Source organism: Methanobacteriaceae archaeon (genome assembly GCA_013403005.1).
GTDB lineage: Archaea > Methanobacteriota > Methanobacteria > Methanobacteriales > Methanobacteriaceae > Methanobacterium.
The window spans coordinates 26,283-38,963 of sequence record JACBOA010000009.1 but is presented as its reverse complement, the minus strand read 5'-3'; the positions used below and the strand labels follow the sequence as shown (position 1 = coordinate 38,963).

The following is a 12,681-nucleotide window of genomic DNA, read 5'->3' as shown; positions in this document are numbered from 1 at the left end:
AATTATTTAACCTCTAATTGTATTTCAAAGCTTATAAATTCGACGAACTTTTGTTAAAAAATATTATTCAATACGTTAAAGGATTTATAGAAAATAATGATTAGTATTAGATGATGAAAAAGCCTATGGAAATATTATCAATCTTAAAAATAAGATTGTGCGGATAACTGTTTCTAATTCTATTTCTAATTCTATATTAAATTGAATTATACGATATTGAAAATGATATTACAAATGAAGTTTAAAACTTATGAAGACATAAAATAGATTGTAAAAAATTTAGAATTGTGAATATTTGTATCTAGAAAATGTATCAACAAAACATTTTTCTCAGCAAATATTTTTATACCATTAAAAAAGGAGTGCAAATCTTATGGCAGTTCAAATCAATGAAAACTACTTGTTGCTTCAAAGCAACTATATATTTTCTGAAATCAACCATAGAGTTGAAAAATACCAAAAAGAAAACCCTGATGCCCGTATTATACGTATGGGGATCGGTGATGTTACACGTCCTTTACCTGAAGCAGTGATTGAAAAATTTCAGGAAGCTGTCCATGAAATGGGTAAAAGTGAATCTTTCCGAGGCTATGGACCAGAACAGGGTTATGACTTTTTAATTGAAAAAATTATAGAACACGATTATGGAACTCGTGGTATTGAATTATCCCATGATGAAGTATTCATCAGTGACGGAGCTAAATGTGATACAGGTAATATTCAGGAAATATTTGGCCTTAATAACACTGTAGCAGTTACAGATCCAGTTTATCCAGTCTATGTTGACAGCAATGTGATGGCAGGTCGAACAGGGCCCATGCAAGAAGATGGGCGCTACCAGAAACTGGTTTACATCCCCTGCACTGAAGAAAACAGCTTTGTACCTGAACTCCCGGAAACCCCTGTAGACCTAATCTATTTATGTTTCCCTAACAACCCTACCGGAACCACACTAAACCATGAACAACTCAAAGAATGGGTGGATTATGCTGCGAGAAATAATTCAATCATTCTCTTTGACGCTGCGTACGAAGCATACATCCAGGAAGACAACATACCACATAGCATCTACGAAATTGAAGGTGCCCGGGAAGTTGCCATCGAATTTAGGAGTTTTTCTAAAAATGCAGGATTCACCGGCACTCGTTGTGCTTATACCGTAGTTCCTAAAGAACTTGTGGGCTTTGATGCTGGAGGCAATCCTCATTCACTTAACAGTTTATGGAATCGTCGCCAGACAACTAAATTCAATGGTGTTTCTTACCCTGTGCAGGTAGCAGCCAGTGCAGTTTATTCCCCTAAAGGTCAAAAAGAGATAAAAGAATCCATTGAATATTATATGAATAATGCATCTATTATTAGAGAGAGTTTAAGTTCTATCGGTTTAAGAATTTATGGAGGAATCAATTCACCCTACATATGGATAAAAACACCGGATGAAATGGATTCCTGGCAATTTTTTGACTTCCTACTAAATGAAGCACATATAGTAGGCACCCCTGGTGTGGGTTTCGGTCCCAGTGGAGAAGGTTATCTTAGACTTACAGCTTTCAACACCCTGGAAAACACAAAAGAAGCCATGGAACGGATTTCCAAATTATCATTATAAATTAAAAGAAATTTTAGAGAAAATAAGTCATTCTTTAGAAAAGAAGAGTTTAGTTGGAGTTTCGATGGTTAAACCTAATCTAAAAAAATCAATGAAATTCCATATTCCTATTTTTCTATTTTTTATCAAAATCATTTGATAATTTGATTATAAGGTAAAAAAATTGATGATATAATCTTAACATAAATTTAACAATAAAATAATGAATGAAATAAAAATGAATGTTTATAATAAATCATGTTTTACTACTTCAACAACTTCATATAGTCCAATAAAGCTTCTTTGTAACTTCTGAGTTCTGGAAATCCTTCCATTTTCCAGTTGTAATTTTCAAGTACAGAATATTTAGGGCGTGGTGCAGGACTTCCAAATTCTTCAGTTGTAACAGGATTCAATTGTACTTCAACACCTGCATTTTCAAAGATTAACTGAGCATATTCATACCATGAGCAGTGTTCACTATTGGTAATATGATAGATACCATAAGCTGGTTTAGTGATTAGCATTTTAATGGCTTCAGCCAGATCCACAGTGTAAGTGGGGGATCCTATTTGATCACTGACCACGGATATGTTGTCCATCTCCTCAGCCAGTTTTAGCATGGTAGTAACGAAATTGGGACCATGATATCCATATAACCATGATGTTCTGACTATGAAGAATTTGTTTAACAAATCACGGATGTATAATTCTCCCTGATGTTTGCTTTTTGCGTATATGCCCAGTGGATTGGTCTGGTCGTATTCACGATAGGGAGTGTCTTTAGTTCCGTCAAAAACATAATCTGTAGAGATATAAACCAGAGCACTGCCGGATTCCTGGCAGGCCACAACAACATTCCTTGTTCCCAGGGCATTGACTTGATAAGCGAGTTCTGGTTTTGATTCACTACCATCAACATCGGTAAAAGCTGCAGCATGCACCACTACATCTGGATTTAAATCTTTAACTGTGTTAATTGTTTTATCGATGTCAGTGATGTCCAGGGTTTGAATGTTGGTAGTGGCTACTTCATGGTCTATTTTGAATATAGCCTCTAAATCATGGCCTAACATTCCTTCTGCCCCGATTATCATTACTTTCATATTACCACTATTAATTTTTATACAATAATCTTATTATTTCACAGAAACAGTATTTTTGTTAATTTAGGGATATTTAAAACTTTTAAAATGGTTTTGGGTTTAGATTTTAATAGTTTAGGTGGAATATTCTGAATTTATGCGTACATAGTCATAGCTAAGATCACAACCATAGGCAGTTGCCTTGAATTTTCCAAGTCCTAAATTTACAATTATCTTTATTTCTTCCCGTTCCATTATACTTTCAGCCAGTTCCAATTCTTCGGTTCCGTCAAAAGCCTTTATTTCTCCGCAGTCAACGATTTTAACAAATCTTTCCCCTTCTTCCAGACGTACACTTATTTTATCTTCATCCATACGTGCTCCGGAGTATCCTACTGCAGCCACTATACGTCCCCAATTCGGATCTGCCCCAAAAAGTGCAGTTTTAACTAGGGGGGATTTCACTATTGCCTTGGCAGCACTTCTTGCATCTTGCTGTGTTAGAGCACCCTCAACTTCCACTTGCATGAATTTGGTGGCACCTTCACCATCATGGGCCATCATACGAGCCAGATCTCCGCAGAGATATTCCAGGGCTGTCTGGAATTTTTCATCGATTTTTCCTTTCCCTGGTTTGGCCATTAATACCACCACGTCATTGGTGCTTTCATCACCGTCAACAATCACCATGTTGAATGTTTTATCAACGGCTTCTTTAAGGGCCTTCTGAAGTTCGGAGGGGCTGGCTTCTAAATCTGTTGCTATAAATGACAGCATGGTTCCCATGTTCGGTGCGATCATCCCCGAACCTTTGGCTATTCCACCGATTCTAATTGATTCTCCATTTTTTAGGGTGGTTTCTACTGCGCATTCCTTAGGATAAGTGTCAGTGGTCATTATGGCTTCGGCAGCGTTTCGTGAGGCCTGAGCAGAGTTTTCCAATCTGCGTAGTGCCTGGGTGGTGAGTTCGCTGATAATATTTACTGGTAACTGGCGACCTATGATACCTGTGGAGGCAACTGCCACATCTTCTGGAGGTAGGTTGAGGCTTTCTGCAACTTGAGACGCCATTAATTCTGCAACTTCAATTCCTTTTTTTCCAGTGAAACAATTGGCATTTCCGCTGTTGGCAACCACTGCTGAGATTTTACCATTTTCAACAGCTTTTCTGGTGACGGTAATTGGGGCAGCTTGAACTTTGTTGCTTGTAAACACGGCTGCTGCATTACTTCCAGGGTAATGGATTACTGCTACTCCATAATTATCTTCACAAGCACCGGCTGCCTTAACATTTTCAACTGAACATATTCCGCCATCAATTTTTTTCATTTGAATGCCGCCCAAATCATATTATTATAATTTTATTGTAATGTATGTGATATCATTAATTTCTTAAAATGTGATTAAATCACTTGGAGTCTTACGATAGGCTTTAAATTCATCAGATTATAGAATCTCGAGAGATTCATCTATTTAGTCACCAATGAATAGTTAAATGACCTATTCAATGATATTCAGTAGGGAATGACTACTTAGGGTTTAGTTATATTATTACTTCCTGTTTGATTTGTACTCGGACTGGTGGGAGTGGTTGGAGTTTTTTCCTCATAAACATCCTGGGGACTGGATGGGGTGCTTGGTACAGTGGAAGGAGTAGAAGCTGTAGTTGTGTTGGGAGTGGTGTTATTTTTTACATTGTAAATAACTGGAAGCTCGCCTGGCACTTTGATGTTATATGAAAAATTATTAGGTGTGTGGAAACTGAAACCTGTGAACATACTAGCTCCTGTACCAAATCCGAATGCAATTAAGGATATAACCAGTGCTACTGCAGCTTTAGCTTTTAGTTCTGGATCCATTGAATCAAACTCTTTTTTATTAATTTTTAACTATTCTTTTTCTTAATTTTTAATTCTAATAATATTTAATAATATTTGGCTTTAATATTTTAACCCAATAGGTTTCATTTAATCTAATTATCATAATTTTCAGTTGAGAAATGATTAATTAGATCGTTTAGGGGATTGTTCCAATCACGAAGGTATAGCACGAAGGTATAATTTATGCCGTTAGTGCATATAACAAAGCCAGTCCAATGGCTACCAGTCCAAATTCCCAGTACCCTATATTCCAGCCAATTAATGTGACAATGAAAACAAATACAAAGATGAATATAACCCTGCCTGTTTTCTCCTGGAGGAATTCAACAACTGCGCGGGTGAATTCTGAGGGTACGTAATAAGCATAGACTCCATCTGCTAAATCGAAAACCATGACCGGTGAGTTATTCCATATTTTAATGCTATCAGCCATTTGAGCTCTTTCACCAGCTTCACGACGACTTTTACCTATGCCCACCCGTAAACGGGCCCCGTTGTTCAGAGCATGCCATGATGAATCAATACCTGCACGGAGTGCTGCGTCTTTGGTGGGTAGGTTGGCTATAAGATCGTCCCCTCCTTCTCGGTAGCCTTCTATTTTACCATGGCAATCTTTTTCAATGAAATTTTTAATCTCATTCATGATTTTAACCAGCTGGTCACGGCCCTGTTCCTCGATAAATTGGGTTGAGTCAAAAGCATCTATGAAAAGATAATTATCGTATACTGCTGGTGTGCCTTCCAGATTGCTTAGTTTGCTGGAGAATACTATGGCAAATTCTCCTCCCAGTTTGGTGAATCCAACACCGGATGTTTTTCCAATTTGTTTGTTTAGATTAATGGAACGTTCAATTGCTGCAGCTCCCGTCATACCTACAGCTGCTCTTACATCTATTTCCCTTTCCATCCCTATCTTTATAAGTTCCACACCTACCCTAATAGCATCATTTTTTGATAGGAGTCTGGATACTATCTCAGTATTGCTTCTTTCTACAATTGTACCGTTTTCTTTTTTTATGACACTGACAAATTCATCAATAATCCTTTTGTTACCTGTGAAGACTTCCACATAAAGGTAGCGGTCACTTCCCATGATGATATTACTTAAGAGTGCGTATTCATTAACATCATTCTCTGCAGGTTTTAATTCAACGAACCTGCGATTTTCAGGTATATTCCCACGTCCAACTTCCTTCAAGAGATTCTGGAAAATGTTTTCAGTGGTTATATTGGCTTTTTCAATTTCCAGAAGCATTGTTCTGGTGTAGTTCACCATTTCTACGTATTCCTGTTCCCTTTCATTGGTGGGGTAATATTTGGTACCTATACTCAAAACCCGATGCTTTAAGAGGAAACCAAATATGGTTCTCAACAGGTAATTGCCTGCCATCTAATTGTCTCCTCCCTTGTCCAGGTTTATATCGAAGTGTCCTGGTTTTTCCATTAGCATACTGGGTTTGACCGAGACTATAGGGAACTTCCAGGTTCCTAACCTGGCAGCAACAGTGCTGGCTATATTACGGGAGTTTTTCTTAACAAAAGAGTAGTCATGATCATTTATGGTGATGTTCACATTGAATGGTGATTCCTCTAAAATTTCATCAGAATAGATGATGTTAAGTTCAAATGCCCCGGGTTTAGTGAATAAATCATTACGAACAGCAACAAGAGGTGCGTGGTCCAGTTTCAAACGATCACCCACAGTTACTGCAATATTACCTGCATTTCTTACTGCATCCCTGTAGTCTCGGGGACTGACCAGTACAAATATTATAAAATCGCTGGTTTTCTCGGCATCTTCCACCATTTGCATTACTTTATCAAATAGGGGAATTTTCATAAAGACTCCTTCAATCTTAGAGTCAATACCTTCATCCCTGCTCTTGGAAATTCTATCTATTGCTTCTTTAGCAACTGCAATACCCGAAAGCTTCTTATTCTTTTTCAGTTTATATGAATCATATCCTTTTTTCTCAAACTCGGATAATATTTGGTTACAGATTTTCTGCAGGATATTTTTGATTTTTTTAGGCTTCGCAGAACTTCCTATTACGATTTCGTCTCCTTTGAAGCTGTAAGGAATTCTTCGACTGTTTATGTCTCTGAATTCATCATAATATTCTCTAAATGCATCATTTGATAATATTTTAGCATCTTCATCTTCGGCTAATTTCAGGATGTAGTGATCAGCTGTGGTTCCAGATGGTACTTGGTGTATTTTCTCCTCATCAAGAAGTTTGTTGAATTCTTCCTTCTCATCTATTTCATGCCTTAGCGAAGCATCAGCAATGAGTATGGGATGGTAACCTAATTTTTCCAGAGCCTGAACAGCTTTGAATATTTTTTGTAGGCTGGGCTTACCATCTTTTTTTCCAAAGTGGGCTACGTTAGATGCATCCACAATTACCTGCAATTAATCACCTGCACCTGTTTTCATATCGGGCTAGACTGCGACTATTTCCATCAGCACTTTCTAAGTTGATTTCTATATGTTCATTATCTATATTAATGGTGTTAAAGGACGGGATATCTTTACCTCTCAATTTCAGGGATGAAACAGTTCCAGCAGTTGCAAAAACTGTCTCATGAACAATCCAAGTATGTGGAACATGTTTATGACCGGATAAAACTAAATCAGCATTGTTTTCAATTAAAGACATTAGGATATCCCCGGCATCACTCAAAACATTTCTTTCCCTTCCAGTGCGAGGAACTGGAATGATATGGTGATGTAATGCGATAATTTTGAACAATCCTTCCCTAGATGCTATTTTAATCTCCTTTTCCATGAAGTGCTGCTGAGATCTGCCTATCTTTCCATAGTTAAGATCTGGTTCACTGCTATCAAGTCCAATAACTTTGAACCCTTGTTTTTCAGGAGTTTTTTCTACGGTAAGGGTTCCGTAACGATGGTCTTTAATTACTTCTTCAAAGCAGCGGTTTCCCAGGTGACGGGAATCATGGTTTCCAGGCACAACTACAATGGGACTTTTGAATTGTCTTAAATACTCTGCAGCCTCTTTTAATTCTGAGTAATATCCATTATCCGATAAGTCACCGGTTATTACGGTAGCGTCAACTTCCATGTCATTTATTCTATCAATAGCATTGAGAATTAATTCTTCTCTAAATGCCAGTGCACCTACATGCATGTCAGAAATATGGGCAATTAAAACCATTCAACTTAACCTCAAGATGGCCTCAGCCAGATCCCCATTAGTATCTTCCAGAGCTTTCCTGGCTTCTTCCTGGGTGACACCGGTCTGGGAGGCCACCAAGTCCACATCATCATCAGGAATTACCAGCTCAGCTTCTATTTTTCTTTCCTTGGCTTTTCCAGATATCTGATAAGTATCCTGTCCCATGAAATTCATCACATTAACTTTGGGATTGTTGATAACCAATTCTTTATTTTTGAATTTGATTACTACTTCCATGACACCTTTAACATCTTTCATGTCCATTCCCATCTGTTTCATGGCTCTTTGCATCTGTTTGAGCTGTTTTGGATTCATTCCTGCACCTGGTAACATTATAAGCCTCCTTTGCGTGTTTTAACTGCTTGACCTGTGTTAAAATCAAGTATTTCTTTTCCATTTAAAATTGACTTTCCAAAGGCCAATAATTGGTCTTCAGCATTCACTATCAATACTTCTTCCTTTGCATGGATATCTATATCACAATTTATAACGAATTTAGCAAATATACTTTTTCCTTCACGAGCAAAGGGTTCTGCATCCTCATTCACCACCACCCTGTTTTTAGGGTAGGGGAGGAATCGATGCAATCTCCGTGCTCCCTCACGTGCTAGGACAAATATACCATCACTGGCCCTTAAAGTGGCAATGAGTTCTTCACCATCATAAACATGACGTATTTTACCAGTTTTGCGACTTTTCACTATTTCTACTTTTTCATTAAATAATCCTTCACCAGCACCAGTACCAAACTGATAATCTGCAATCATTTTTATTCTATCAAGGTCGTTAACTTTATTTTCAGGGTTTTTTGAAAATATGTACTCTTTGGTTTGGAATATTGTATTAAGTTGGAATGTATCCATCACTTCTTCACTAACAATAATCTCCTCAAAATTCTTAAAGTAATCCTTAAGAACATGAACGACCCTTTTAATTGAATCTTCATCATAATCATGAGGTGATTCATTTTGAGCAAGTGGATAAACCTGATCCAACTCCAGGGGAATCACAGCAAAGGGTACATCAACTACAACCATCTGCATATCCTCATATTCATCAGTACTTTCTAGTTCATTGCATTCCATTTGACTTATTTTGTAGTATTTTTGCGGAACTTCTAAATGTTCTGAATAGGGTTTGTTGGTGCGAGGAAGGACTAAAACTTTCTTTTTTAATGGTGTTCTTTTAATCCTTTCCAGGTGTCTGTATACTTCTGGACGATGTAGAGATTCTGATCCAGAGTAGAAGAATGCAGATTTTTTGTAGGGAGGATCATATTTTTCCAAGTCTTCAATATAGTTTTTAAGACTTCTAAGTGCTTCCAATAAGAATGGATGTGCTCGACAACGCTGCTCAACAAGTTCCCATAAACTACCTTCTACTATAGCTTGACGTATTTGTCTTATTTCTGCAAAACTTATCCATAAATTGTGTTTAGCAATTAATTGTACCCTGTCTTCTTTTTCCATTTTAAGTAATTCATCTGGTGTATGGGTGGTGCATACTTCACAGGAACAGGGCATTTCATATAGGTTTTCAAGTTTTAGTGTTCCGTTGGGCATTAAAAGACGGTCATCCTCAGCGTATAAAATGTAGGCCGCCGAATCAAAGAGATCGCATCCCATGGCCACTGCCAGTGCAAAAATCATAGGATGACCTGCACCCATGAGGTGGCGGGGACGTGAATCTGGTAGATTGCTTACTGATGACATAACCACTTCCACCAGTTCTTCATAACGGTAAGACTCCATGAGTGGTACAACTGCTCCTATGGGGTGCACCTGGAAATCCATTTTTCCCAGTTTCTTTGCACACTTTCGGCGCAGATCAGGGAAAGTGGAACCCTGCACTACGGAATTAAGCATTAATTCTTGCCTCACTTCCAGTGCCTCTGCCGCTCTTTGAAGTGTTATTTCCAGTTCACTTTCAGCTCGTTCCCTTTTAACAGAGGGCGGGGTGGGTATGTCCAAAGAGGTTCCTATATCAGTCCCAATCTTCTCTTGAAACTGCAAAATCTCCTTATTAGTAACTTGTACGTCGCCATATTCGGATAGCTGGAATGAACCTGAATCTGTAACAATAGGTCCATCAAAATTTATGAGTTTATGAACCCCCTCTTTTTCTGCAATTATCTTCAAATCTTCATTCTTGTAGATTAAATATGCATTGGTAATCACTACTTCTGCTCCGTAATCAGATACATTGATGGTCTGTTTTCCAGGGTGTATTACTGGCATGAGTGCTGGGGTTTTAATATTTCCATGGGGTGTTTTAAGGATTCCCAGCCTTCCCCGAGCATCTTTGTATTTTATTTCAAAGTTCAAATTTTTCACCTTAAATCAGATAATTAGATTAAAATCATAAATTTTCATTTATATATCTTATTTAGATAATCTATTTAGAAAAATTCCAATAAATTATAATTCCTTTATAATTCCTTATTTTTATTTAAAAGATTTTAAGATCATATAGATACGTAATTATAGATACGTATCTTAACCATCAAATTGAAAATTTAGATTCAATTACTCTTGATGATTAGTTTTAATCTTCTTTCCATCTCTTTAACCCTTGCACTGGACCCTTTTGATCTTCCCTGTTTACAGTTACAGATACATGAAGAAAACTGAGGACAAACTAAAAATTTAGCTTTTTGGGAATTTATATCACTAATATTTAAGTCAGCCAAATGGTTTAATACTCTTCTTTTAGTTCGTTCTTCTTCTAAACTTTGAGCCAGGTAAATGGGAGTTTTCACAGTTGAAGCCATTTTAAAATTGCCCCTGGCATGAATTCGATCTTTTTTTCGTCTTTCTAGTATCATATTACTGGAATCTGTTAATTTATTATCCCTGTAAGGTATCCCTGCATCGGATAATGCTATCATACGTTCGTCATGGGATGAGAGGGGTTTTGAAATTTTATTTACATCTCTGGATGCAATTGTTCCTCCAGATCGATTCATGGCTGGGCCTTCACCAACTTCCAGACCACATGCAATCAATGCGTATCGCACCGGAGCTGCTGCGGTGTAGGTAAGGATTAAACCATCATCTTTCAAAAGAGAACTTAAGATTGAAAGAAATTCAAGGGTGTAAAGTTCTGGAGATTTGGCAGGGCTAAAAGGGTCCAGGAAAATCGCGTCATACTTACCCCTAGGAATATCCTGCACCATTTCTCTGGCATCTGTACAGTGAATTTGTATATTGAGAAATTCTGGGATTTTTTTGTCTTCGTGAGAAAATTCCAAGTAATGATTATCGATAAGGAAGGTTTCTATGGCCTTTTTTATTATCAAATGTGATTCAGATGGGCTGGGTATTAACAAAGATGCAGCAATGGTTTCAATGGATATTTCAACCATGTCAATTTTTATTTCATCAACCTTAATATTCACCTTTGAGTCTAAAATGTAGTCCAGTGCAGCTGCAGAATTAATACCCAGTCCACTGCAAATATCTAGAATTGCAACTTTTTTCTTTCCACCTAAACATGCAGGATTAACAAATTTTTCTTTAGCCTCAGAATAAGCACCGTAAGCTGTGTGCATCGTTTCTCTAGAATCCCCTAAATCATCGGACTGTAATGTATACGATCCATCAGATGTTTCAAAAAGGTACTTCTTGATTTCAAGTTGTGCCCTTTCACGGGCTTTCATGTCACCTTCTTTTTCATTTTTAAACCATTCCCTAACCAGGGAAATAACTGCTTTTTCTGGTGTTAATGGTCTATACGAAGAATAATTTTTATTATTTTTCATTAGAATTTCTCTTAAAAACGGTGTTTAGTCAATTTTATCTGATAACTGGATTTAAATTTATCATGATACTGATAAGCATTGTTAAGAATCATATAAGATAATTAAGATATGACTTTGATTTAATTATTAGAAAACCTAACAAAACCTAACTTTGTATTTAGAAATCTTTTTTCAATGTAAACTTTTCAATGTAAACATTATCAACATACCACTACTTAAAATGGTGGAGGGAACTGTAAAGTAATGGGTTTTGGACTTTTCATTAAAATTTGAAATTCGTTTTTTATGATTATTTCACCAAACAAAGACAAGTTATTGCGAAGATTGTTTGCAAATATCGTTCAAACCCAATAAATTTTCAGCCCTGATGGACGAAAAGTCTAATAGTTAATAACACTAATTTATATTATATTAAATTATAAATTTAAATTATAAAATATTAGAGATAAATAATTCAGGAATACTTCATTTTTCAAATATTAAAATATTTTTGGAGCTGTTATAATGACAAAAATTATTGGAATTGTTGGGAGTCCTCGAAAAGATGGTAATACAGAAAATCTGGTTAAAGAAGCACTTAAAGCTGCTGGAAAGGTTGGTGCTGAAACTGAAATTATCACTCTTGCAGATAAAGAAATTGAACCATGTGTAGCTTGTGATATATGTAAAGCAACTGGAGAATGTGCCATCTACGATGATGTTCCAGATATCTTGAGAAAAATGCTTGATTCTCACGGATTGATTATTGGAAGTCCAGTGTATTTTGGAAATGTCTCTGCTCAAGTTAAAATTTTAATGGACCGTTCCCGACCTCTTCGTGGTGATTTTAAACTCCAAAATAAAATTGGTGGTGCTATAAGTGTAGGTGGATCCCGCAACGGTGGTCAGGAAACCACCATATCCACCATACATGATTTCATGTTGATTCACGACATGGTTCTTGTAGGGGATGGTGCTCCTTTAGCTCACTATGGGGGAACTGGAGTTGGGGGGGCTAAAGACGCCTCTGAAAGTGATGAAATAGGCTTGGAAACATCACAAAACTTGGGTAGAAGGGTGGCTGAATTAGCTGTAAAGTTAAATGGTTAAGTTATATGGTTTAAATATTCAAAAATCGTGTTGTTATTTTTTTTATTGCTTAAGTTACAATCTGAATAATCACATCGTG

11 protein-coding genes are annotated in these 12,681 nt (G+C 36.9%); 2 read left to right on the top strand and 9 right to left on the bottom strand.

The genetic code is table 11. From position 1 onward, the window contains the following. Positions 1-373 precede the first annotated feature (373 nt). The gene (locus HVN35_07855) at positions 374-1,609 is read left to right on the top strand and encodes an LL-diaminopimelate aminotransferase (protein ID NYB52454.1); all 1,236 of its coding nucleotides are present in this window, start codon (positions 374-376) and stop codon (positions 1,607-1,609) included. 245 nt (positions 1,610-1,854) lie between these two features. Here HVN35_07855 and rfbD read toward each other — a convergent pair whose 3' ends face one another. From rfbD to HVN35_07810, 9 genes are all read right to left on the bottom strand, one after another. Then, on the bottom strand, positions 1,855-2,694 hold the full coding sequence (rfbD, locus tag HVN35_07850; protein ID NYB52453.1) for a dTDP-4-dehydrorhamnose reductase: 840 nt from the start codon (positions 2,692-2,694) through the stop codon (positions 1,855-1,857). A gap of 114 nt (positions 2,695-2,808) precedes the next feature. Continuing rightward, positions 2,809-4,002 (bottom strand): bifunctional ornithine acetyltransferase/N-acetylglutamate synthase, encoded by a 1,194-nt coding sequence (gene argJ / locus HVN35_07845; protein NYB52452.1) that lies wholly within the window; start codon positions 4,000-4,002, stop codon positions 2,809-2,811. A 203-nt stretch (positions 4,003-4,205) separates the two neighbouring features. Further along, on the bottom strand, positions 4,206-4,532 hold the full coding sequence (locus tag HVN35_07840; GenBank protein NYB52451.1) for a hypothetical protein: 327 nt from the start codon (positions 4,530-4,532) through the stop codon (positions 4,206-4,208). 202 nt (positions 4,533-4,734) lie between these two features. Beyond that, a complete protein-coding gene (locus tag HVN35_07835; GenBank protein ID NYB52450.1) occupies positions 4,735-5,943 on the bottom strand; it encodes a hypothetical protein in 1,209 nt (402 codons plus the stop codon). After that, positions 5,944-6,966 (bottom strand): Zc3h12a-like ribonuclease, encoded by a 1,023-nt coding sequence (locus HVN35_07830; protein ID NYB52449.1) that lies wholly within the window; start codon positions 6,964-6,966, stop codon positions 5,944-5,946. Between the two features lie 4 nt (positions 6,967-6,970). Then, positions 6,971-7,732: a metallophosphoesterase gene (locus tag HVN35_07825; GenBank protein ID NYB52448.1), complete on the bottom strand. Its 762-nt coding sequence runs from the start codon at positions 7,730-7,732 to the stop codon at positions 6,971-6,973. After that, on the bottom strand, positions 7,733-8,086 hold the full coding sequence (locus tag HVN35_07820) for a nascent polypeptide-associated complex protein (GenBank protein NYB52447.1): 354 nt from the start codon (positions 8,084-8,086) through the stop codon (positions 7,733-7,735). Next, positions 8,086-10,077, bottom strand: coding sequence for a tRNA guanosine(15) transglycosylase TgtA (gene tgtA, locus HVN35_07815; GenBank protein ID NYB52446.1), 1,992 nt, complete (start codon positions 10,075-10,077; stop codon positions 8,086-8,088). The genes HVN35_07820 and tgtA overlap by 1 nt, the downstream gene beginning before the upstream one ends. 197 nt (positions 10,078-10,274) lie before the next feature. Beyond that, a complete protein-coding gene (locus HVN35_07810; protein ID NYB52445.1) occupies positions 10,275-11,513 on the bottom strand; it encodes a hypothetical protein in 1,239 nt (412 codons plus the stop codon). Between the two features lie 504 nt (positions 11,514-12,017). Between HVN35_07810 and HVN35_07805 the strand changes: the two genes are divergently transcribed. Continuing rightward, the gene (locus HVN35_07805) at positions 12,018-12,602 is read left to right on the top strand and encodes a flavodoxin family protein (protein NYB52444.1); all 585 of its coding nucleotides are present in this window, start codon (positions 12,018-12,020) and stop codon (positions 12,600-12,602) included. Positions 12,603-12,681 lie beyond the last annotated feature (79 nt).